26 protein-coding genes are annotated in these 19,350 nt (G+C 60.3%); 18 read left to right on the forward strand and 8 right to left on the reverse strand.

Annotated elements, in window-relative coordinates:
- The first annotated feature begins 124 nt into the window (after positions 1 to 124).
- The 9 genes from ABEB22_RS07535 to ABEB22_RS07575 all read left to right on the forward strand — a co-directional run bounded on the left by ABEB22_RS07535 (position 125) and on the right by ABEB22_RS07575 (position 6,125).
- Entirely contained in the window at positions 125 to 412 is a 288-nt protein-coding gene (locus ABEB22_RS07535) for an NINE protein (RefSeq protein WP_339113486.1), read from the forward strand.
- Positions 413 to 437: 25 nt separating this feature from the next.
- Positions 438 to 698, forward strand: coding sequence for a TM2 domain-containing protein (locus tag ABEB22_RS07540; RefSeq protein WP_339113485.1), 261 nt, complete (start codon positions 438 to 440; stop codon positions 696 to 698).
- Positions 699 to 1,061: 363 nt separating this feature from the next.
- The gene (sdhC, locus tag ABEB22_RS07545; RefSeq protein ID WP_339113484.1) at positions 1,062 to 1,451 is read left to right on the forward strand and encodes a succinate dehydrogenase, cytochrome b556 subunit; all 390 of its coding nucleotides are present in this window, start codon (positions 1,062 to 1,064) and stop codon (positions 1,449 to 1,451) included.
- Between the two features lie 12 nt (positions 1,452 to 1,463).
- Positions 1,464 to 1,856 (forward strand): succinate dehydrogenase, hydrophobic membrane anchor protein, encoded by a 393-nt coding sequence (sdhD, locus tag ABEB22_RS07550; RefSeq protein WP_339113483.1) that lies wholly within the window; start codon positions 1,464 to 1,466, stop codon positions 1,854 to 1,856.
- 20 nt (positions 1,857 to 1,876) lie between these two features.
- Positions 1,877 to 3,685, forward strand: a complete 1,809-nt coding sequence (gene sdhA / locus ABEB22_RS07555) for a succinate dehydrogenase flavoprotein subunit (RefSeq protein WP_339113482.1) — start codon at positions 1,877 to 1,879, stop codon at positions 3,683 to 3,685.
- Positions 3,685 to 3,975 carry a hypothetical protein gene (locus ABEB22_RS07560; protein ID WP_339113481.1) on the forward strand — a complete coding sequence of 97 codons (291 nt, stop codon included), beginning with the start codon at positions 3,685 to 3,687 and terminating at the stop codon, positions 3,973 to 3,975. Before sdhA ends, ABEB22_RS07560 begins: the two co-directional genes overlap by 1 nt.
- 108 nt (positions 3,976 to 4,083) lie before the next feature.
- Positions 4,084 to 4,863: a succinate dehydrogenase iron-sulfur subunit gene (locus tag ABEB22_RS07565; RefSeq protein WP_339113480.1), complete on the forward strand. Its 780-nt coding sequence runs from the start codon at positions 4,084 to 4,086 to the stop codon at positions 4,861 to 4,863.
- Between the two features lie 162 nt (positions 4,864 to 5,025).
- Positions 5,026 to 5,196, forward strand: coding sequence for a hypothetical protein (locus ABEB22_RS07570; protein WP_406869976.1), 171 nt, complete (start codon positions 5,026 to 5,028; stop codon positions 5,194 to 5,196).
- Between the two features lie 50 nt (positions 5,197 to 5,246).
- Positions 5,247 to 6,125 (forward strand): urea carboxylase-associated family protein, encoded by an 879-nt coding sequence (locus ABEB22_RS07575; RefSeq protein WP_406869977.1) that lies wholly within the window; start codon positions 5,247 to 5,249, stop codon positions 6,123 to 6,125.
- A gap of 89 nt (positions 6,126 to 6,214) precedes the next feature.
- Here ABEB22_RS07575 and ABEB22_RS07580 read toward each other — a convergent pair whose 3' ends face one another.
- On the reverse strand, positions 6,215 to 6,577 hold the full coding sequence (locus ABEB22_RS07580; protein ID WP_339113477.1) for a metalloregulator ArsR/SmtB family transcription factor: 363 nt from the start codon (positions 6,575 to 6,577) through the stop codon (positions 6,215 to 6,217).
- 226 nt (positions 6,578 to 6,803) lie between these two features.
- Here ABEB22_RS07580 and ABEB22_RS07585 point away from each other — a divergent pair, with 226 nt between their 5' ends.
- The 5 genes from ABEB22_RS07585 to ABEB22_RS07605 all read left to right on the forward strand — a co-directional run bounded on the left by ABEB22_RS07585 (position 6,804) and on the right by ABEB22_RS07605 (position 9,490).
- Positions 6,804 to 7,139 carry an AtpZ/AtpI family protein gene (locus ABEB22_RS07585; RefSeq protein WP_406871135.1) on the forward strand — a complete coding sequence of 112 codons (336 nt, stop codon included), beginning with the start codon at positions 6,804 to 6,806 and terminating at the stop codon, positions 7,137 to 7,139.
- A 77-nt stretch (positions 7,140 to 7,216) separates the two neighbouring features.
- On the forward strand, positions 7,217 to 7,978 hold the full coding sequence (locus ABEB22_RS07590) for a F0F1 ATP synthase subunit A (protein ID WP_339114433.1): 762 nt from the start codon (positions 7,217 to 7,219) through the stop codon (positions 7,976 to 7,978).
- 60 nt (positions 7,979 to 8,038) lie between these two features.
- The gene (locus ABEB22_RS07595) at positions 8,039 to 8,275 is read left to right on the forward strand and encodes a F0F1 ATP synthase subunit C (RefSeq protein WP_339109046.1); all 237 of its coding nucleotides are present in this window, start codon (positions 8,039 to 8,041) and stop codon (positions 8,273 to 8,275) included.
- Between the two features lie 95 nt (positions 8,276 to 8,370).
- Positions 8,371 to 8,928 (forward strand): F0F1 ATP synthase subunit B', encoded by a 558-nt coding sequence (locus ABEB22_RS07600; protein ID WP_406869978.1) that lies wholly within the window; start codon positions 8,371 to 8,373, stop codon positions 8,926 to 8,928.
- 4 nt (positions 8,929 to 8,932) lie between these two features.
- Positions 8,933 to 9,490 carry a F0F1 ATP synthase subunit B gene (locus ABEB22_RS07605; protein ID WP_339113475.1) on the forward strand — a complete coding sequence of 186 codons (558 nt, stop codon included), beginning with the start codon at positions 8,933 to 8,935 and terminating at the stop codon, positions 9,488 to 9,490.
- A 71-nt stretch (positions 9,491 to 9,561) separates the two neighbouring features.
- Here the strand turns inward: ABEB22_RS07605 and ABEB22_RS07610 are convergent, their stop codons facing one another.
- The 4 genes from ABEB22_RS07610 to ABEB22_RS07625 all read right to left on the reverse strand — a co-directional run bounded on the left by ABEB22_RS07610 (position 9,562) and on the right by ABEB22_RS07625 (position 13,102).
- Positions 9,562 to 10,326 (reverse strand): FCD domain-containing protein, encoded by a 765-nt coding sequence (locus ABEB22_RS07610; RefSeq protein WP_339113474.1) that lies wholly within the window; start codon positions 10,324 to 10,326, stop codon positions 9,562 to 9,564.
- A 112-nt stretch (positions 10,327 to 10,438) separates the two neighbouring features.
- On the reverse strand, positions 10,439 to 11,098 hold the full coding sequence (locus ABEB22_RS07615) for an OmpA family protein (RefSeq protein WP_406869979.1): 660 nt from the start codon (positions 11,096 to 11,098) through the stop codon (positions 10,439 to 10,441).
- Between the two features lie 147 nt (positions 11,099 to 11,245).
- Positions 11,246 to 12,097, reverse strand: coding sequence for a methylated-DNA--[protein]-cysteine S-methyltransferase (locus tag ABEB22_RS07620; protein ID WP_406869980.1), 852 nt, complete (start codon positions 12,095 to 12,097; stop codon positions 11,246 to 11,248).
- 75 nt (positions 12,098 to 12,172) lie between these two features.
- On the reverse strand, positions 12,173 to 13,102 hold the full coding sequence (locus ABEB22_RS07625; protein ID WP_406869981.1) for a Hint domain-containing protein: 930 nt from the start codon (positions 13,100 to 13,102) through the stop codon (positions 12,173 to 12,175).
- A gap of 174 nt (positions 13,103 to 13,276) precedes the next feature.
- On the opposite strand from ABEB22_RS07625, the gene nth reads away from it, so the two are divergent.
- Together nth and ABEB22_RS07635 are read left to right on the forward strand one after the other, a co-directional pair.
- Positions 13,277 to 13,933, forward strand: a complete 657-nt coding sequence (gene nth, locus ABEB22_RS07630; protein WP_339113470.1) for an endonuclease III — start codon at positions 13,277 to 13,279, stop codon at positions 13,931 to 13,933.
- A complete protein-coding gene (locus tag ABEB22_RS07635) occupies positions 13,930 to 14,913 on the forward strand; it encodes an adenosine kinase (RefSeq protein ID WP_350934996.1) in 984 nt (327 codons plus the stop codon). The genes nth and ABEB22_RS07635 overlap by 4 nt, the downstream gene beginning before the upstream one ends.
- Positions 14,914 to 15,004: 91 nt before the next feature.
- Here ABEB22_RS07635 and ABEB22_RS07640 read toward each other — a convergent pair whose 3' ends face one another.
- Both ABEB22_RS07640 and ABEB22_RS07645 read right to left on the reverse strand, forming a co-directional pair.
- Positions 15,005 to 15,847 carry a phosphatase PAP2 family protein gene (locus ABEB22_RS07640; RefSeq protein ID WP_406869982.1) on the reverse strand — a complete coding sequence of 281 codons (843 nt, stop codon included), beginning with the start codon at positions 15,845 to 15,847 and terminating at the stop codon, positions 15,005 to 15,007.
- The gene (locus tag ABEB22_RS07645; protein ID WP_339113467.1) at positions 15,819 to 16,637 is read right to left on the reverse strand and encodes a sulfotransferase family protein; all 819 of its coding nucleotides are present in this window, start codon (positions 16,635 to 16,637) and stop codon (positions 15,819 to 15,821) included. The genes ABEB22_RS07640 and ABEB22_RS07645 overlap by 29 nt, the downstream gene beginning before the upstream one ends.
- A gap of 145 nt (positions 16,638 to 16,782) precedes the next feature.
- On the opposite strand from ABEB22_RS07645, the gene ABEB22_RS07650 reads away from it, so the two are divergent.
- Both ABEB22_RS07650 and ABEB22_RS07655 read left to right on the forward strand, forming a co-directional pair.
- Complete coding sequence (locus ABEB22_RS07650) at positions 16,783 to 18,357, forward strand: DUF5928 domain-containing protein (protein WP_350935000.1); 1,575 nt, start codon at positions 16,783 to 16,785, stop codon at positions 18,355 to 18,357.
- A gap of 11 nt (positions 18,358 to 18,368) precedes the next feature.
- Complete coding sequence (locus tag ABEB22_RS07655) at positions 18,369 to 18,734, forward strand: HIT domain-containing protein (protein WP_406869983.1); 366 nt, start codon at positions 18,369 to 18,371, stop codon at positions 18,732 to 18,734.
- A 101-nt stretch (positions 18,735 to 18,835) separates the two neighbouring features.
- Here ABEB22_RS07655 and ABEB22_RS07660 read toward each other — a convergent pair whose 3' ends face one another.
- Positions 18,836 to 19,312: a transglycosylase SLT domain-containing protein gene (locus tag ABEB22_RS07660; RefSeq protein ID WP_406869984.1), complete on the reverse strand. Its 477-nt coding sequence runs from the start codon at positions 19,310 to 19,312 to the stop codon at positions 18,836 to 18,838.
- Positions 19,313 to 19,350 lie beyond the last annotated feature (38 nt).

Genomic DNA, 19,350 nt, shown 5'->3' on the forward strand with positions numbered 1-19,350 from the left:
GATACCGCCTAAAACATTGAAATCGAATGCATATGTTTGAATGCATCCGGTTTTTGCGGTTGATCATCCTAAAAACCTGCTTCAAACGGATCACATTGATGCGACCGTTTTGCGAGAATTTTAGATGAGCGATACACGTTCCCCGAAGTCCTACGGCACCGCTGTCGCGCTCTGTGGCGTGTTCGGTGTGCTGGGCGTGCATCACTTCTATCTCGGCAATATCCTGCACGGGCTGGTCGATCTGGGCCTGTTCCTCGTGACTGTGGCGCTGTTTTGCAACGGTAATCCGCTCGCGCTGGTGTTCCTGCTGGCGGATGCGCTGCACACGGTCATCGTGTTCTACAAGCTGATCACCGAGCAGGAACGCGACGGGCAGGGCCGACGCATCTGCCTTGCATCAACACCTATCTGACCTTTTCCCAATACCGGAGATTTCCATGACCGCTACCCCGATCGAGCCGCAATCCATGCAACAAGCCCCCGTTACGGGCGAATCCACCAAGGGTTTCGTTCCGGCGGTTCTGCTATGCTTCTTTCTGGGTAGCCTCGGTGTGCACCGCTTCTATCTGGGTCGCATCTTTACCGGCATCCTGATGCTGATCACGTTTGGCGGGCTCGGGATCTGGACGCTGATCGATTTCGTGCGCCTTGTCGTGGGCTCGCTGAAAGACAAGAACGGCCTGCCGCTGCGTCGCTAAGTTGGCCTCGCGCCCCCCAATCATGCACCCGTCCATGGATTGGGCGGGTGTTTTCGTTTAGGATCCGCCAGCGGCCTCTTGTGCGACTCTGCCGGTGCCTACGCTATAAGTCGACAAAATTACTCATGAATTGTTAGCGCCAATAATGTGATCACAGGAAGAATTTTCGTGATCACAAAGCGGGATTTCCACTCTGTTTTCACTGAAACGTGGCAAATTTTCCAGTCGTGACGCGTGACACCTGCGACAGATCGTCCTATGCATGTGCCAGACATTATTCCGGCCAGCCCCGCGGCACCCATAGCAATAGCCGATCGTCTTTTGCCATGCGAATTTCGGGGCCAAGCGACAGAGGGACCCACTATGGCAGAAACGAAACGGGTTGAACGGCCCCTTTCCCCCTTCATGATCGGTCAGTATTACCGCCCGCAAATGACCTCGATCTCGTCTATTCTGACGCGGATCACGGGCAATGCGCTGATCATTACGACAATCCTCGCCGTCTGGTGGCTGATGGCCGCAACCGGCGCGCCCTCCACCTTCGAGACCGTCAACTGGCTCATGACCTCCTTCATCGGCGATCTGGTCTTCACGGTTTCGGTGCTGGGCCTTTGGTATCACTACCTCGCGGGGCTGCGTCACTTCTACTTCGATTCGGGCCGCGGGCTCGATATCGAGACTGCCGAGAAACTCGGCATGGCCTGCATGATCGGTTCGGTCGTGCTGACCCTTCTTACCATCATCATCGTCTGAGGGAGGGATCTCATGCGTTACCTCACCGACCGCAAGCGCGCCGTTGGCAAAGGAGCCTCGGGGACGGGCACCGAACATCACTGGTACATGACCGTCTCGGCATGGGCTCTGGTGTTCCTCGTTCCCTGCTTCATCTTCATCTTCGGCTCCGCACTCGGCAAGTCGCAGGCGGAAGTCATCGCGACCTTCTCGCATCCCTTCCCGGCGATCATCACCGCGCTGACCTTCTTCGTGGGTCTGCGTCACTTTGCCAAAGGCGCACAGACGATGATCGAGGACTACTGGCAGGGCATGACCCGCAAGATTGCGGTGCTGTTCGTGCAGGGCCTGTCCTATTTTCTGATCGCATGCGTGCTTTACGCGCTTGGCCGGATGGTTCTCATCGGCCTGGCAATGGGCGCCTGATAATAACGGGATAAAGACAAATGGCTGCTTACGAATACGAGACGCATAAATATGACGTCGTGGTTGTCGGTGCCGGTGGCGCCGGTCTGCGCGCGACGCTGGGCATGGCCGAGCAGGGTCTGCGCACCGCCTGTGTGACCAAGGTTTTCCCGACCCGCTCGCACACGGTTGCCGCACAGGGCGGTATCGCCGCCTCGCTGGCCAATATGGGCCCCGATAACTGGCAATGGCACCTCTATGATACCGTGAAGGGCTCGGACTGGCTGGGCGACACCGACGCGATGGAATACCTTGCGCGTGAGGCGCCCAAGGCCGTTTACGAGCTCGAGCATTACGGCGTGCCGTTCTCGCGCACCGAAGAAGGCAAGATCTACCAGCGCCCCTTCGGCGGTCATACCACCGAATTTGGTGAAGGCCCGCCCGTTCAGCGCACCTGTGCCGCCGCCGACCGGACCGGTCACGCGATCCTGCACACGCTCTACGGCCAGTCGCTGAAGAACAACGCAGAGTTCTACATCGAATATTTCGCCATCGACCTGATCATGTCGGAAGACGGCAAGTCCTGTGTGGGCGTGCTGTGCTGGAAACTCGATGACGGCACCTTCCACCTGTTCTCGGCCAAAACCGTCGTTCTGGCGACCGGTGGCTATGGCCGCGCCTATTTCTCGGCAACCTCGGCCCATACCTGCACCGGCGACGGTGGCGGCATGGTGGCCCGTGCGGGTCTGGCGCTGCAGGATATGGAATTCGTCCAGTTCCACCCGACCGGCATCTATGGCTCGGGCTGCCTGATCACCGAGGGCGCGCGCGGCGAGGGTGGTTATCTGACCAACTCCGAAGGCGAGCGCTTCATGGAGCGTTATGCACCGACCTATAAGGACCTCGCGTCCCGTGACGTGGTCTCGCGCTGCATGACGATGGAAATCCGCGAAGGTCGCGGTGTGGGCGAGCATAAAGACCACATCTTCCTGAACCTCTCGCACCTCCCGCCGGAAGCGCTGCACGAGCGCCTGCCGGGGATCTCGGAATCCGCGAAGATCTTCGCCGGTGTCGATGTGACCAAGGAACCGATCCCGGTTCTGCCGACGGTGCACTACAATATGGGCGGTATCCCGACCAACTATTGGGGCGAGGTCATCAACCCGACCGCAGAAGACCCCGATGCGATCGTTCCCGGCCTGATGGCTGTGGGCGAGGCGGGCTGTGCCTCGGTTCACGGTGCGAACCGTCTGGGTTCGAACTCGCTGATCGACCTTGTGGTCTTCGGTCGTGCAGCCGCGCTTCGGGCGGGCAAGACGCTCGATCCCGAGGCGCCGAACCCGACCATGAACCTCAAGGGCGTGGAAGCGGCCTTCGAGCGGTTCGACAAGATCCGCTATGCCAAGGGTGGCACGCCGACGGCAGAGCTGCGTCTCGAGATGCAGCGCACGATGCAGGCCGACGCGGCCGTGTTCCGGACAGACAAGACGCTGGCAGAAGGCGTCGAGAAGATGAAGTCTGTGGCCTCCAAGCTCGACGATCTCTCGGTCACCGACCGCTCGCTCGTGTGGAACTCGGATCTGATGGAAAGCCTCGAGCTGACCAACCTCATGCCGAATGCGATGGCCACCATCGTCGGTGCTGAGGCCCGTAAGGAAAGCCGCGGCGCCCATGCGCATGAGGACTACCCGGATCGTGACGATACCAACTGGCGCAAGCACTCGATTATGCGTGTCGACGGCCCGAATGTGGATCTGACCTTCCGTCCGGTGCATATCGATCCGCTCACCAAATTCGAGGATGGTGGTATCGATACGGCCAAGATCGCGCCCAAAAAGCGGGTCTACTGATGCGGGGGCGGCCGGCTCTGGCGGTGGTTCTGGGGGGCGCGCTTGCGCTCTCCGGCTGCACCAAGATCCCGGTCGCTCGGGCAGAAACCCTCTGCCAGCAACGCGTGCAGGATGCGCGTCCGGTCTCCGGTTCTGTGGGATTGGGCGTGGCAAACGGAAAACCGGCTACCTCTTATGATCTGAAGGTGGGGATCTCCTCGGATACGTTCCGCGACCCCAACGAGGTCTACAAGAGCTGTGTCTACCAGTATTCCGGTCAACTGCCGCAAACGCCGCTCTATAACAGGTGATCCGCTGTCCGGTGGCCCCGGGCAGGGAAGAGATATAACGGGGGCGCTTCGCGACGAAGTCCGCTACGCAGCGACCCGCCCCGTCCACATATGACCGGAGGTAGAAACATGGTTCAGTTTTCCCTACCCAAGAATTCGAAGATCCGTGTCGGCAAGACATGGCCGAAGCCGGAAGGCAAAAACGTCCGCAAATTCCAGATCTATCGCTGGGAGCCGGAAGATGGTGAAAACCCGCGGGTCGACACCTATTTCGTCGACCTCGCCAAATGCGGCCCGATGGTTCTCGATGCGCTGATCAAGATCAAGAACGAGATCGACCCGACCCTGACCTTCCGCCGCTCCTGCCGCGAAGGGATCTGTGGCTCCTGCGCGATGAATATCGACGGCCATAACACGCTGGCCTGTATCTTCGGTCTCGACGAGATCAAGACCGATGTGGTCAAGATCTACCCGCTGCCGCATATGCCGGTGGTCAAGGATTTGATCCCCGATCTGACGCATTTCTACGCGCAGCACGCGTCGATCATGCCGTGGCTGGAAACCAAGACCAACCGTCCCGAGAAGGAATGGCGTCAGTCGATCGAGGATCGCAAGAAACTCGATGGTCTCTACGAGTGTGTTATGTGCGCTTCCTGCTCGACCTCCTGCCCGAGCTACTGGTGGAACTCCGACCGCTATCTCGGTCCGGCAGCCCTCCTGCATGCCTATCGCTGGATCATCGATAGCCGCGATGAAGCCACGGCAGAGCGTCTCGACCAGCTCGAAGATCCCTTCAAGCTCTACCGCTGCCATACCATCATGAACTGCACCAAGACCTGCCCCAAAGGTCTCAATCCGGCGAAATCCATCGCCGCGATCAAGCATATGATGGTCGAACGCCAGAACTGATCCTTACGGTCATGTCCTGCGACACCCCCGGCGAAAGCTGGGGGTGTTTGCATTTTGCATTGCAGTATACGCATGTAAGCGTTGCAGCGCGGGCCATGGCGCCGCGATATAAAAACTTTATATCAGGCGTCGGGGAGGAACTCGGAAACACTGGAGAGTTCCATGAATCAGATTGTCAAATTCCCGGAACAGGCCGAGTCCGCTCTGAAGCAGGAAGACGCGCTGGCCTATTACAATCCCGGCACGCACAAGCCGGAACAGCCCTCACCGCAGGCGCAAAAACCTGCAAACATCGCTGTTCTTGATGAAATGTATGGCTACTATAGCGCCTGAACCGGTCTCTAGGGCCTGACAGACCCCGGTTGAGCAACCGGGGTTTTGTTATGTCCAAGAGGTTCGCGATGAAGCTTTCCACGCCAGAACATGCCGCGCCCGCCGATGCCATCGCGCGCAAATCCCTCCCGCCGGTGATCTGCTATCCCGTCACCACATTGCCCCGACCCGATCTTGCCGCCTATCGCGCATCGTGGGCAGGGGCGGAGAAAATCGGCGAGGTAATCGTTCCTCCGCGCGATGGTGCCTGTTTCCACGTGAAAGCCGGCCAGTTCTTCCGGATCTCCTCCATCGAGGGCGCCCAGGTGGGCGATCTCAACCTCTGGTCAGCCGATCTTTCCGAGCGGTTCTATTCCGGCAAGACCCGCGCACTCCACGGCACGCATCTGTCCAGCGGTGACCGCTTCTGGTCCTCTCTCCCGAGCCTGCGCCCGATGGCCACGATCATCGATGACAGCCTCGACTGGTATGGGGTCGATCCCGATGGCGGGTCGGTGCATGATGTCATCGGTACCCGCTGCGACCCCTATACCCATGCGCTGCTCAGCGATGGCGGGCAATATCACCATTGCTGCCATTCCAATCTGACGCGTGCCTTGGCAGCGGAGACGGGCATGTCCCTGGCCGAGGCTGAAACCCAGGTGCATGACGTCTTCAACATCTTCATGTGCACAGGCTTCACCCGTGATACGGGGCAGTATTTCATGAAGGCAAGTCCGGTCCGCCCCGGCGATTACATGGATATCTTCGCCGAGATCGATCTTCTCGGCGCGCTCTCGGCCTGTCCGGGCGGCGATTGCTCCTCCGAGCACAGCTCCGATAGTGCGGCCTGCTACCCGCTCAAGGTCGAGATTTTCGCCGCCTCAGAGCCACCCCGCGGCTGGGAGCCTTCCGCACGCAACTCCTATGACCGGAGCCACGGCCTGTAACAAAGACAAAGGGGCCCGCGCGGCCCCTTCTTCCAGTGTCTGTAAATATCCCGGGGGAATTGGCGCGCAGCGCCAAGGGGGCAGAGCCCCTAATCGGCCTCCGGCTGCGGTGCGGCGAGGGGGGCAAGCTCGCTCTCGACAAAGCGTTCGAACGCATCCAGATCCATCGCCCGGAACTGGCCGAAACTCTGGATCCAGATGATCGCCTCGCTCATGGCCGAAGGTTCCAGCTTGCACCATTTCACACGGCCATGCTTTTCCTGACTGATCAGTCCTGCTTGGCTCAGGATTGCCAGATGTTTCGACACGCCCGCCAGCGAGATGTCGAACGCGCTGGCCACATCGCTCACCGCCATATCGTCCTCGAGCAGCATATGCAGGATCTCGCGCCGCGTCGGGTCGGCGAGGGCTGCGAATATCGCATCGAGATCGGAAGAGGGCTGCGTGCTCATGGGCTTACTTACGGAGGTTTTGGGTCGATGGTCAACCGATGGGTTGAATTTGGATTTTGGCCCCGCGGGGCGGGGTGGTCAGATTGTCGCAGGGCGGCGTGAGGTGTGCGGTTTTCAAAATTGATACATATCAGTGCCTTGCGCGGTATTTCTCCTACGGTCATGAGCGTTGACTCACTGCGCCGTGACGTCTATCACAGCCCTAACACGACCAAAGGCCTGAATGATGAGCAACGAGCCTGATCCCGAACGTCTAAAAGCGCTCGAAGACAAGCTTGCGAAGCTGAGAAAGCAGGCTCCGGGCGAGACGGATAAACCACCGCGTGGCGGTGTCGCACAATCCGAGCTTGCCTGGAGGATGGTCATAGAGCTGGTTTCGGGGCTGGGTATCGGTTTCGGGGTCGGTTACGGGCTTGATGTCCTCTTGGGAACGTTGCCGATCTTCATGATCATCTTCGTTCTTCTGGGGTTGATTGCGGGGGTGCGCGTGATGATGCGCACCGCTGCGGAAATAAATGCGAAACCTGATGCCGCTCCTGCGGCTGATGAAGAGGGAAAATAGACGTGGCGGAAAGCACTTCGAACGCCAATGGCTCGTCCAAGATGATCAGCTACATCTTGTTCGCCGTTGTGATCCTGATGCTCCTCATTGCGATTGTGACCGAAGGGTCGGGCGAGATGGCTTTCCACCCGATGGACCAGTTCGTGGTCTCCCCTCTGGTGGGTGAGGGTGCTGTCCATTGGTATACGATCACCAATGCAACCCTGTGGATGGCGATTGCGATCGTCGCAATCGTTCTGGTGCTGGTTGTCGGCACCCGCGGCCGCGGCATTGTGCCCTCGCGCGCACAATCCATCGCCGAACTGTTTTACGGCATGGGCCACAAAATGGTCGAGGATATCTGTGGCAAGGAGGGGCTGAAGTTCTTCCCCTATGTCATGGTGATCTTCTCCTTCATCACCTTCGCTAACTTCCTAGGCCTGCTGCCGGGTAGCTTTGCCACCACCTCGCATATCGCTGTGACCGCTGTTCTGGCACTCTTCGTGTTCGTCTCGGTGACCGTGATCGGCTTCATCAAGAACGGCGCGGGCTTCCTGAGCCTGTTCTGGGTCTCGGCTGCGCCGCTTCCGCTGCGCCCGATCCTTGCGCTGATCGAGGTGATCTCCTATTTCGTCCGCCCCGTATCGCATTCGATCCGGCTTGCGGGCAACATCATGGCCGGTCACGCGGTGATGAAGGTCTTCGCAGGCTTTGCCGCCATCGCGCTGATCTCTCCCGTGTCCGTGCTGGCCATCACTGCAATCTACGGCCTCGAAGTGCTTGTTGCCTTCATCCAGGCCTATGTTTTCACGATCCTGACCTGCGTCTATCTGAAAGACGCGCTGCATCCCGCACACTAAGGTCGATCCAAGGATCGCGTTAATCTACTCAAGCCAATTCCAACTTTAGGAGTGACGACTATGGAAGGCGATATCGTTCAAATGGGTGCTTACATCGGTGCAGGTCTGGCTTGTATCGGTATGGGTGGTTCGGCAATCGGTGTGGGTACCGTTGCAGGCAACTTCCTGTCGGGTGCCCTGCGCAATCCGTCGGCAGCCGCTGGTCAAACCGCAACGCTGTTCATCGGCATCGCATTCGCAGAAGCACTGGGGATCTTCTCGTTCCTCGTCGCTCTGCTGCTGATGTTCGCCGTCTGATCCCTTTTTCGCAATCTTGCGGACGGAGGGGCCCCGACGGGCCCTTCCGAGTTTGAGACAGGACCGCGTGCCTGCGGTCCGAGAGGGACAACGACATGGCAACAGAACATGAAGCTGGCGATGTGGCGGTGACGGCTGGCGCTTCGGCGCATAACGCCGATGCTGCCGGTATGCCGCAGCTCGACTTCTCGACCTATCCCAACCAGATCTTCTGGCTTCTGGTCTCGTTGGTCGTGATTTATTGGGTTCTGGCAAAAGTCGCGCTGCCGCGGATCGCCTCCGTGCTGGCCGACCGTCAGGGCACCATCTCGGGGGATCTTGCCTCCGCCGAGGAATTCAAGCTCAAGGCCAAAGAAGCCGAGGCCGCCTATGAAAAGGCCCTGGCCGATGCTCGCACCAAAGCGCAGGCCATCGTGGCCCAAGCCCGTGCAGACATCCAGAAAGACGTGGATGCGGCAATCGTGAAAGCGGATGCCGAGATCGCGGCGAAAACGGCCGAAAGCCAAGCGCGGATCGCGGAGATCGAAGCCGGTGCCAAAGAGGCGGTGGAAGCCGTCGCCAAAGACGCTGCTGTCGAGATCGTCTCGGCTCTGGGTGGTCAGGCCGACCAAGCCAGCGTCGCTGCGGCTGTCGACGAACGGTTGAAAGGATAAGGTCATGAAGAAACTTGCTGTTCTCATCGCCCTTGTTGCTGCTCAGCCCGCCTTTGCAGCGTCCGGCCCGTTCTTCAGCCTGCATAACACGAACTTCATCGTGACGCTGGCCTTCCTGACCTTCATCGGTGTGCTTTTCTATGTGAAAGTCCCGACGATGCTGGGTGGCCTGCTCGATAAGCGTGCCGCAGGGATCAAATCGGACCTCGAGGAGGCGCGCAGCCTTCGTGAGGAAGCCCAAGCCATTCTTGCCACCTACGAGCGCAAGCAGCGCGAAGTGCAGGTGCAGGCCGACGAGATCGTCGCCAGCGCCAAGCGCGACGCGGAGCTGGCTGCCGCTCAGGCGAAGAAGGATCTGGCCGATTCGATCGAGCGTCGCCTGAAAGCTGCAGAAGAGCAGATCGCCTCTGCCGAAGCTGGTGCCGTGAAAGCCGTGCGCGACGAGGCCATCACGGTCGCGATCGCTGCTGCTGGCAAGGTTCTGGCCGAGCAGATGTCTGCCGCTGATAAAGCGGCCCGCGTCGATGCGTCCATCGACGAGGTCGCCCAGCGTCTGCACTGATCTTTCGAGGTCACCAAACATTCTAACCCGGCCCTTGGGCCGGGTTTTTTCATGTCAGCTTGCGGGACGCGTCAGCTGCTGCGCTGTTGCAGACGCAGCTTTGCTGTTTCCTCGTTTTTCATCGCTTTGCGGTTATGGGTCATCTCGACCTCGACGAAGTTCATATGCGCCGCCACTGCCTCGCGTGCGGCCGTCCCGTCGCGCTTCTGGATCGCCTCGTTCATCGCGCGGTGCTGGTTGAGCAGCTCGTCACGGGTCACGCGGTTCTTGAAGAGCATGGAGCGGTTGTAAAACACGCCCTCGCTCAGCAGGTCGAACATCGCGCGCATCATATGCAGCATGATCACGTTATGGCTGGCCTCGATGATGGCCAGGTGGAATTGCGCATCAAGCGCGGCTTCATCAGCATAGCTGCGTTTGCTATGGGCGGCTTCCATGCGGCGGAAAAGCCCGTCGATAACCTGCAGATCGGTATCGGAAGCAAAACGCGCGGCGCGCTCGGCGGCCAGCCCTTCGACATCGCGGCGGAAGGCCAGATAGTCATAGACCGCCTGATCGGAGGACGAGAAGAGGCGGATCAGCGCGGGCGAGAAAGCCGAGCCCAGAACATCGGCCACATAGACGCCGGCACCGGCGCGCGTGGCAAGCAGCCCCTGATCCTGCAGCTCCGCAATCGCCTCCCGCAGAGACGGGCGCGAGACGCCGAGCCTGTCCGAAAGTTCGCGCTCGGAGGGCAGACGTTCACCCGGGCGCAGGATCCCCTGCAGGATCAGCTCTTCGATCTGGCGCACGATGGCCGTGGCAAGCTTTTCCGATTCGATTCTCTGGAACGGCATCGCAGGCACCTCCTTGGTTAGTTTTTCTAGCCAATCTATCCGAAGCCATGGGATCTGGTCAAAAGAAAGGGCCAGCAGATGCCGGCCCCTCCCAAATCGGTAATGGAAAAACTCAGTTGTTCGTCGGCGTGATGATGAACTCGACGCGGCGGTTCTTGGCGCGGCCTTCCGCGGTCAGGTTCGACGCGATCGGGTTCTCTTCGCCGCGACCATAGGACTGGATGCGCGAGGCGGGCACACCGGCCTGCACCAATACGCCGGTGACGGCATCGGCGCGGGCTTCCGAGAGGCGCTGGTTGTAAGCAGCTTCGCCGGTGTTATCGGTGTTGCCGACGACCTGCAGCGTGGAGTTCGGGTAGCGGTTGAGGCTACCGGCCAGCGTGTAGAGGTCGTTACGCAGGCTCGGGCGGACGGCCGAGCTGTCGGTATCGAACAGGATATCCTGCGGCATGGTCACGACAAGGTTGTTACCGTTGTTGACGACCGAGGTGCCCTGTGCGTCGAGATCGCGGCGAAGCTCTTGCGCCTGCTTGTCCATCTGGTTGCCGATGGCGCCACCGATCAGGCCGCCCACGGCGGCACCGGCTGCAGCTTTGGTCAGACGCTCGTCACCACCGGACATGGCGCCTGCGGCACCGCCCAGAAGAGCGCCTGCGATCGCGCCGCCACGGGTGTTCTGATAGGGGTCGTTCGGGTCGGCGGGGGTGGTCACACAGCCTGCCATTGCAAGCAAGGCGACACCTGCCACACCAGGGGAAATCTTCTTGTTCATCTCGTTCCAGCCTTTGTTCACGCGCCCGTATTCTCGGGCGTCCGGTGGATATTACGTCCGAGAGAAGGGGAAGTTCCATCGCGCTTCAATAGCTGGGCGGCATTTTGCCGAAGGGTTCCGGCAAATGTTATCCGCCGCGAGCCAGCGCTACAGCATAGGCGAACGCTCGGCTTCCGAGCGGGCCGCTTCGCGCGCCAGAAGCACACGTTTGGTCGTCAGCCCCCAGTGATAGCCGCCCAGTCCGCCCGATTTGCGAAGCGCACGATGGCAGGGAATCAGCGCGGCAATCGGGTTCTTGCCGATGGCGGTGCCGACCGCGCGGGTGGCCTTGGGCGAGCCGATGGCCGTGGCTATGTCCTGATAGGTGGAGACGGCGCCTTCGGGGATCTGCAGAAGCGCCTCCCAGACCTTGATCTGGAACGCGCCGCCTGTGAGGGTCAGTGAGACGTCCCCCCGCTGGGCGAAAGCTGCCGCGACCCAATTTCCGAGTGCGGCAGGGTCCTCGCGGAACTGCGCGGCAGGCCAGCGTTTTGCCAGATCGGCAAAGGCCAACGCCTCTCCCATTTCTTCGGTAAAGGCCATCCCGCAGATGCCACGCCCGGTGCCCATCGCGATCACAGGACCATAATGTGTCTCGAAGCGCCCCCAATGGATCGTCAGCCCCGCTCCCGCACGCGCGAACTCGCCGGGCGTCATGGCCTCCCAGCGCAGGATCAGATCATGCAGGCGGGCAGAGCCGGAGAGCCCCGTAGCGGCTGCCACGGCGATCAGCGGATGCCGTTTGCGCAGGAGATCTTTGGCCAGATCCAGCTTGAGGTATTGCATGTAGCGCTTGGGAGAGACACCGGCCCATGCGGTGAAGCATTTCTGGAAATGCGCCTCGCTCAGGTTCAGGCGCTGCGCCAGATCGGCCAGCGAGGGTGTCAGCCCCTCGGCATGGGCGGCATCGATCTCGGCGATGGCGCGCGCGATCAGGCGGTAATGATAGCGGTCTTCCATGGGGTAGGGCCTTTTGCGGTTTGGCCCAGATTAAATCGGGCCGCGCCGGAGCACGACCCGAAACCTGTGTGAAATTCAGGCAGCGATGCGGTCCTGACGGGCGCGGCGGTCCTTGCAGAACATCTCTGCCTCCCAATCGGCGAGCCAGACGCGGGCCGACAGGTCATGATATTGCGCCAGCTGCGGCGCAAGGCTGGTGCGCACGCGCGGCGGCATCAGCGACATATAGGGGGAATCTGCCTGAACGGTCGCAACCCACATCCCCTCGGCCAGAACCAGCTCGGGCGCGGTAAAGAGGAGCGAATAGACCATGCGGCGGCCTTCGAGGCGCGGGCTATGGGGCGCCAGATGATCGGCCTGTGCCAGCATCTCGGCCTCTGCAAACCACAGTTCCAGTTCGGGTCCCGCCAGCAAGACACCGGTGCGCGGGCTCATCACCAGCTCGCGCTCGGGCAGGTTTGGGCCGAGCAGTTCGGCGGAGACGGACATCAGCTGCGTGGCCAATGGCGCACGGCGCGGCATGGTGTGATGACCAAGCCAGAGAAGCGGCTGGTAGCCATTATCGCGGGTCAGCACACGGTCACCGGGGCGCAGCCAGTCGATGGGCTGGGGGCCTTCATCGGTGGCAATCAATGTGCCGCCCGCGAGGCAGGGCATGTTTGAGATTTCTTCGGGCGAGGCGGCGCGCGCACCGCTCGAGCTTTGGGAAGCCTCCCGGTAGGGGATGCCGGGTGTCATCACGTCGGAGGGGATATAGAGACAGAGCTGTCCGTCGATTTCGATCCGGTCAAGGCGCAATGTCCCCGAGGTCGATTCGAGCAGAACGGGGATATCGGCGGTCAGATAACCACGGGCCAGCGCTTGACCATCAGGGTCGCGCAGCACCGCGATCTCACCCTCGAACAGGATCTCCAGCATGTTTTCCGGCTGAAAATCGTTCCGCAATGTCCAGACCTGTTCGTCGCGATCCCGTATGATTGCCGAGATCGGATAGCCCATATCCATCTGCACCTCCTCGTATCTGTGCCCCGCATCCTCAATCTGCTTCGAGGATGGATAACATCTGCTTAACGGAAATGACGTTAATGATGATTTCGTGAGTTGCTCCCGGGTTTGACTAGAAAGAAGACAGCGCTGAATGGGCTTGCGATGGAGAGCTCATCTGGGCATAGCTGGACCATGAGCAAACAAAGCGTCAAACAGTTTGGATATAACGAAATGTGCGAGGTTTTCGCACGTTTCCAGGCTTCCGAGGCCGAGCCCAAGGGCGAGCTGGACCATGTGAATGCCTATACGCTTCTGGTGGCGGTCGCGCTCTCGGCGCAGGCGACGGATGCGGGGGTGAACAAGGCCACAAGGCACCTCTTCCCGATCGCCGATACGCCGCAGAAGATGCTGGATCTGGGCGAGGAGGGGCTGACCGAGCATATCAAGACCATCGGTCTGTTCCGCCAGAAGGCCAAGAATGTCATCAAGACGGCCAGAATTCTGGTCGAGGAATATGGCGGGGAGGTGCCATCGTCGCGGGCGGCGCTGCAATCGCTGCCCGGCGTGGGGCGCAAGACGGCGAATGTGGTGCTGAATATGTGGTTCCATTATCCCGCGCAGGCGGTTGATACGCATATTTTCCGCATCGGAAACCGCTCGGGCATCTGCCCCGGCAAAGACGTGGACGCGGTCGAGCGCGCCATCGAGGATAACGTCCCTGTGCAATATCAACATCATGCGCATCACTGGCTGATCCTTCACGGACGCTATATCTGTGTCGCGCGTAAACCGAAATGTGGTGCCTGTCTGATACGCGACCTGTGCCAGTTCGAGGAGAAAACCTTATGAGCAAATATGATGTCGTGGGTATCGGCAATGCGATTGTCGATGTGATCAGCCGCTGCGAGGATGCGTTTCTCGACAATATGGCGATCGAGAAGGGGATCATGCAGCTGATCGAGACCGATCGCGCGGAGCTGCTTTATGGCGCGATGGACGAGCGCAACCAGATCCCGGGCGGCTCGGTGGGCAATACGATTGCGGGCATCGGTAATCTGGGGCTGAAATCGGCCTTTATCGGGCGGGTGCGTGATGACGGTCTGGGCCGGTTCTACGAGGCGGCACTGAAGGCCGAGGGCACCGATTTCCCCAATCCGCCGGTGAAGGCGGGCGAACTGCCCAGCTCGCGCTCGATGATCTTTGTGACGCCGGATGGCGAGCGTTCGATGAATACCTATCTCGGGATTTCCTCGGAGCTGTCGACCGAGGATGTCCCCTTGGACGTCGTCGAGAACACGCGCTACCTGTTCCTCGAGGGGTATCTGTTCGACAAGGATAAGGGCAAGGCCGCGTTCCTGAAGGCGGCGCAAGCAACGCGCCGGACGGGCGGGCAGGCAGGGATCGCGCTGTCGGACCCCTTCTGCGTGAACCGTCACCGCGAGGATTTCCGGCGCCTTGTGCGCGACGAGATGGATTTCGTGATCGGCAACGAGCATGAGTGGGAAGCCCTCTACGAGACCGATCTGGCATCGGCGCTGGAGCAGGCCGCGCAGGAATGCGCGCTGGTGGTCTGCACCCGCGGCGGGGCCGGTGTGGTGATCCGTCGTGGCAACGAGACAGTGGAAGTGCCGGTAAAAGCGGTGACGCCGGTCGATGCGACAGGCGCGGGTGACCAGTTCGCGGCAGGGTTCCTGTATGGTATCGCCACGGGCGCGTCGCTCGAGGAGGCCGGCCGGATGGGGTGTGTGGCGGCGGGCGAGGTGATCACCCATTACGGTGCACGGCCGGAAGTGGATGTGAAAGAGCTCTTTGCCGCAGCCGGTATCTGAGCGATATCATCGGGGCGAGTGTCCGAGGGGGGAGCCTTCCTCGGGCGCCCGAGGGCGCCGCTCACGCGGCTCCGCTGCCGCGCGTAGGTGGTTAGTCCTGCGGGGGAATGTCGGGTTTGGGTCGCGTGGGGAAGAGCCAATCGGCGATCAGCATGCACGCCACCGCCCATGCAGCCCCGATGGACCATCCCGCCAGCACATCGGTCGGCCAGTGCACGCCCAGGGCAACGCGGCTGATGCCGACGCTGACGGCAATGAGCACCGCTACCGAAATCAGATAGGCCCGTGTCCGACGGCGGGCCTGTAGGCGCGCCAGCATCACCGCAAGGGTGAGCCACGTGATCGTGGCCATCATCGAGTGGCCCGACGGGAAAGAGGCCGAGGTGACATCGGTCCCGTGCGGCACCAGGTCGGGGCGGGTCCGATCAAACAGCATCTTGGTGATATTGGAGACAACCTGCCCGCCGATGACGGCGGCCAGCAGCACCCAGACCTGACGCCGATAGCCTTCCATCAGCAAATAGCCCGCGGTGAAGACGGTCAGCGCGCCGAGGACCGTGACCCCGCCAAGCGCGGTGATATCGCGCACCACGGTTTCCATCCATGCAGGCCCGTTGAGCACTGCCAGATCATCGCCATTGCGGAACCACAGAAGGATTGCGCGATCGAAGGCGGTGGTGTCGCCCTCGGTCATCTCGGCGGCGATGGCGCCGAAGGCCCAGATGCCGCCTCCGATCAGGATCAGGCTGAGCAGCACTCCGATCTCGATGCGATCCAGATGCCGCCCGAGCCATGGCCCGACAGGGGCGGGCAGGCGGGCGGCGAGGCGGGCGGGTAGGGTGGGAGCTTCATGCGACATATCCGGCCAACGCAGCTTTCCTAAGCGGGTTCCCCAGCCCGAGAAATTATTGCCCGAGCTTGGCATGGACCTCATCGAGGTCCACCTCTCCCAGAGGCATCTTGTTGTCGGGATTGTCAAAATCATATCTGAAGAGCTGGAAGTCCTTCTTGTAGATCTCCCAGACCAGATGGCGCGAGAGATCATCGAAATAATCGCTGATCGGATGGGCGCGCTTGGGGCCGTGGCCTTCGGATTCGTTGAATTTCGGCACCGCCGAAAGATCCACTTTCACCGGCGTCTGGATATCGTCGAGCACGCTTTGCATGCCCTCGTTGAACTTCTCGGTGAAGAAGATGTTGTTGTAGCGGCCGCCGTTGACGATGAAAGTCGAGATATGGCCGGACATGGCCGACCAGTGGATGTCGGGCTCCATCGGGCGCCGCCAGCGGATGGTATCACGCGCAAACAGCAGGAAGCGGCGGAAGCTCTTGATCTGATCGAAGTCGAAATTATCTTCCGGGGAGCCGACATCGATCCCGTATTTCTGGATCAGCTGCGGCACCAGATTGCCGCGGTAGCGGCGGCCATTGCGCTGGATGCCGGCGATCTTGTCGAAGAAGGATGACAGGATCCGGCCATAGGGATTGCGCACACAGGTGAAGGAATAGGCCTGACCGCCTTTGACGACCCGCTCGATCGGGCCCTGGCTATGCTCTTGCGACCATTTGTGCAGCCCTTCTTTCGAATCGTGGATGTCACCATCGAAGAACCGCCCGTGATCGGAATAGAACATGATCTGGCCGATCGACGAGCAGGCGCATTTGGGCACCACGCGATAGACCACGCTTTCGCTTTCCGTCATCCACGTTCCGGGAAACCCCATCTGTCTGCTCCTTTAACCCGGTGCGCTTATCGTCACCTTTACGCAATGATTAGTCTGAAAAAGCAAACAAACTTTATATTTTCAATGTCACTCGCCGCAAAGAGGGGCGATAGTGGCGTAACCGACATAAGCGACGCCCGAAATCATGGTCCAGATTGCCTTTATCCTCCTGACACACAAAGACCCCGAAACCGTGATCCGTCAAGCGGCACGGTTAACGGCGGCGGGCGATTGTGTCTCGATCCACTTCGATGCACGGGCGAATCCCAATGATTTTGTCAAAATTGCCGATGGTCTGGCCGATAATCCGCAAGTGACCTTTGCCAAGAAGCGGCTCAAATGCGGCTGGGGCGAATGGAGCCTTGTGGCGGCAACCCTCGAGGCGGTGAAGGCGGCAGTGGAGGCGTTTCCCGAGGCCACGCATTTCTACATGCTCTCGGGGGACTGCATGCAGATCAAATCCGCCGAATACGCCCATCAGCGGCTTGCGGACGAGCAATGCGACTATATCGAGAGCTTCGATTTCTTCAACTCGGACTGGATCAAGACCGGCTTCAAGGAAGAGCGGCTGATCTACCGCCACTGGTTCAACGAGCGCACCCATAAATGGTGGTTCTACAAGAGCTACGAGTGGCAGAAACGGCTCGGGATCACCCGCAAGGTGCCTGCCGATGTAGAGATGATGATCGGCTCGCAATGGTGGTGTCTGCGCCGCGATACGATCCTGAAAGTCCTGCAATTCTGTGTGGACCGCCCAGAGGTGATGAAATTCTTCTCCACGACATGGATCCCCGACGAGACCTTCTTCCAGACGGTGGTGCGCCATGTGGTTCCCGAGCGAGAGATCCGCTCGCGCACACTGACCTTCCTGATGTTCACCGATTACGGCATGCCGGTGACCTTCTATAACGACCATTACGACATGCTTCTGGCGCAAGACTACCTGTTTGCCCGCAAGATCAGCCCGACGGCGAAAGAGCTGAAAACGCGGCTCGGCACGCTCTGGGGCGAGGAGGGGATGGCGTTTCCGATCTCCAATGAGGGCCGCGCCATGTTCGGCTTCCTTACGCAGAAGGGCCGCGAGGGACACCGGTTCGCGCCGCGCTTCTGGGAGACCGAGGCGACCCTTGGCCGCGATCGCGCACTCTATGTGGTGGTATGCAAGAAATGGCATGTGGCCAAGCGCCTCGTCGAGCAGATCCGCACGCGTAGCGACCTTCCTTGCGTGAACTATCTGTTCAATGAGGAGGAGGAGCTGCCGCCTTTGGGGGGCATCGAGAAGACGCTTGAAAAACGCAACCGTCACCGTCGGGCACTGCTGCGGATGCTCTTGGAATATCACCGCAGTGACCGGCTGCTGATCTGTGTCGACCCGTCGGATTTCGATCTACTGCGCGATCTGACCTCGGATAAATCCGAGACGCGGATTCTCGAGATCCAGACGGAGTTCTCGGACGACTATCTGGTGGGCCATGCGCAGCGGATCGGGCTGGCGGGCCATGACAGCCCGCCGCAGATCTACGAGCGTGTCCTTCCGACGATCCGCTACGATCTGCGCTACGAGAGCGAGCGGATCCGCGATGCGGAATTCGAGCATTTCTGGCGCATCCGCGAGGCATCGGGTCTTGCGGGTAATGCCGAACCGCTTGCGCAATTCCTGAAGATCGATACCGATACCGCTGCCGAAATAGCGGCAACCCACTACCTGTTTTCCGACTGAGGAGGCTTCCCTTGTCCTATTCCTACGATAGCGAGAATATCTTCGCCAAAATCCTGCGCGGCGATATTCCCAACGCGACCGTGCTCGAAACCGATTACACGCTGGCCTTCAAGGACATTACCCCCAAAGCACCCGACCATGTGCTGGTCATCCCCAAGGGGGCCTATGTGAATTACGACGATTTCTGCCAGAACGCCTCCGACCCAGAGATCCTCGATTTCATGCGGGCCTGCGGGCAGATCTGCAAGGATCTGGGCGTCGAGAACAAGGGCTTCCGCGCGATCACCAATGCGGGCGAGCATGGCTGTCAGGAAGTGCCGCATTTCCACATGCATATCCTAGCGGGCAAGGTGATGGGGCCGCTTCTGGCCGAATGATCCGTGCCTGAATGATCCCTGAATGAGCAAGGCACCGGTTCGCGCCGGTGCCTTCGGGACATGGGTGGGGCTATAAGGTCGGCTCGGTTACAAGGTCCGGCTCAGTTGCGCAGGCCGGTCTCTTTCAGCATCCCGCGGCGCTTGGCCTCATAGTAATAGCCGCGCGAATAAAGCGAGACGGCCTTATCGCTCGAGCCATCCGACAGCAGCCAGGCGCCGCGGAGGTATTTGCCCGCATATTTGAGATTGGTTTCGGCATCCAGAAGGTTGCGCGGTGCGCCACTGAAGCCCATAGCGCCTGCGGTCTGGGGCGAGATCTGCATCAGGCCGTAGTAGCTGCCATTGCGCGCCTCGGGGCGGTAGGAGCTTTCTCGGGTGACCACACGGTGCATCAGCGCGCGCGGGATCTCGTATTGATCGGCATAGCTGTTGATCATTCTGCGTAACTCGGGCGTTTCGTTGGGGCGCAGGTTCATCTGCTGGGGGGCCGCCTGTTTCTGGGGCGTGCTGCATGCCGCCATCCCGAACAGAGCCACAAGGAACAGCCCGAAAACAATGATCCGCTTTGTGAAATGCATCTATCTGCGCGCTCCGGAGAAACCGATGGCGGCAGTTA

Origin of the sequence: Thioclava sp. 'Guangxiensis', assembly GCF_045348365.1 — a bacterium.
Lineage (GTDB): Bacteria > Pseudomonadota > Alphaproteobacteria > Rhodobacterales > Rhodobacteraceae > Thioclava > Thioclava kandeliae.

What these genes read in the sequence shown, in the direction of transcription:
- ABEB22_RS07660 (WP_406869984.1), bottom strand. Translation starts at nt 19,312, where the DNA reads ATGCATTTCACAAAGCGGATCATTGTTTTCGGGCTGTTCCTTGTGGCT.
- ABEB22_RS07565 (WP_339113480.1), top strand. Translation starts at nt 4,084, where the DNA reads ATGGTTCAGTTTTCCCTACCCAAGAATTCGAAGATCCGTGTCGGCAAG.
- ABEB22_RS07610 (WP_339113474.1), bottom strand. Translation starts at nt 10,326, where the DNA reads ATGCCGTTCCAGAGAATCGAATCGGAAAAGCTTGCCACGGCCATCGTG.
- sdhD (WP_339113483.1), top strand. Translation starts at nt 1,464, where the DNA reads ATGCGTTACCTCACCGACCGCAAGCGCGCCGTTGGCAAAGGAGCCTCG.
- ABEB22_RS07625 (WP_406869981.1), bottom strand. Translation starts at nt 13,102, where the DNA reads ATGGATATGGGCTATCCGATCTCGGCAATCATACGGGATCGCGACGAA.
- sdhC (WP_339113484.1), top strand. Translation starts at nt 1,062, where the DNA reads ATGGCAGAAACGAAACGGGTTGAACGGCCCCTTTCCCCCTTCATGATC.
- ABEB22_RS07580 (WP_339113477.1), bottom strand. Translation starts at nt 6,577, where the DNA reads ATGAGCACGCAGCCCTCTTCCGATCTCGATGCGATATTCGCAGCCCTC.
- ABEB22_RS07560 (WP_339113481.1), top strand. Translation starts at nt 3,685, where the DNA reads ATGCGGGGGCGGCCGGCTCTGGCGGTGGTTCTGGGGGGCGCGCTTGCG.
- ABEB22_RS07570 (WP_406869976.1), top strand. Translation starts at nt 5,026, where the DNA reads ATGAATCAGATTGTCAAATTCCCGGAACAGGCCGAGTCCGCTCTGAAG.
- ABEB22_RS07585 (WP_406871135.1), top strand. Translation starts at nt 6,804, where the DNA reads ATGAGCAACGAGCCTGATCCCGAACGTCTAAAAGCGCTCGAAGACAAG.
- ABEB22_RS07575 (WP_406869977.1), top strand. Translation starts at nt 5,247, where the DNA reads ATGTCCAAGAGGTTCGCGATGAAGCTTTCCACGCCAGAACATGCCGCG.
- ABEB22_RS07650 (WP_350935000.1), top strand. Translation starts at nt 16,783, where the DNA reads ATGGTCCAGATTGCCTTTATCCTCCTGACACACAAAGACCCCGAAACC.
- ABEB22_RS07540 (WP_339113485.1), top strand. Translation starts at nt 438, where the DNA reads ATGACCGCTACCCCGATCGAGCCGCAATCCATGCAACAAGCCCCCGTT.
- ABEB22_RS07590 (WP_339114433.1), top strand. Translation starts at nt 7,217, where the DNA reads ATGCTCCTCATTGCGATTGTGACCGAAGGGTCGGGCGAGATGGCTTTC.
- sdhA (WP_339113482.1), top strand. Translation starts at nt 1,877, where the DNA reads ATGGCTGCTTACGAATACGAGACGCATAAATATGACGTCGTGGTTGTC.
- ABEB22_RS07600 (WP_406869978.1), top strand. Translation starts at nt 8,371, where the DNA reads ATGGCAACAGAACATGAAGCTGGCGATGTGGCGGTGACGGCTGGCGCT.
- ABEB22_RS07615 (WP_406869979.1), bottom strand. Translation starts at nt 11,098, where the DNA reads ATGAACAAGAAGATTTCCCCTGGTGTGGCAGGTGTCGCCTTGCTTGCA.
- ABEB22_RS07640 (WP_406869982.1), bottom strand. Translation starts at nt 15,847, where the DNA reads ATGAGGTCCATGCCAAGCTCGGGCAATAATTTCTCGGGCTGGGGAACC.
- nth (WP_339113470.1), top strand. Translation starts at nt 13,277, where the DNA reads ATGAGCAAACAAAGCGTCAAACAGTTTGGATATAACGAAATGTGCGAG.
- ABEB22_RS07620 (WP_406869980.1), bottom strand. Translation starts at nt 12,097, where the DNA reads ATGGAAGACCGCTATCATTACCGCCTGATCGCGCGCGCCATCGCCGAG.
- ABEB22_RS07635 (WP_350934996.1), top strand. Translation starts at nt 13,930, where the DNA reads ATGAGCAAATATGATGTCGTGGGTATCGGCAATGCGATTGTCGATGTG.
- ABEB22_RS07605 (WP_339113475.1), top strand. Translation starts at nt 8,933, where the DNA reads ATGAAGAAACTTGCTGTTCTCATCGCCCTTGTTGCTGCTCAGCCCGCC.
- ABEB22_RS07535 (WP_339113486.1), top strand. Translation starts at nt 125, where the DNA reads ATGAGCGATACACGTTCCCCGAAGTCCTACGGCACCGCTGTCGCGCTC.
- ABEB22_RS07595 (WP_339109046.1), top strand. Translation starts at nt 8,039, where the DNA reads ATGGAAGGCGATATCGTTCAAATGGGTGCTTACATCGGTGCAGGTCTG.
- ABEB22_RS07645 (WP_339113467.1), bottom strand. Translation starts at nt 16,637, where the DNA reads ATGGGGTTTCCCGGAACGTGGATGACGGAAAGCGAAAGCGTGGTCTAT.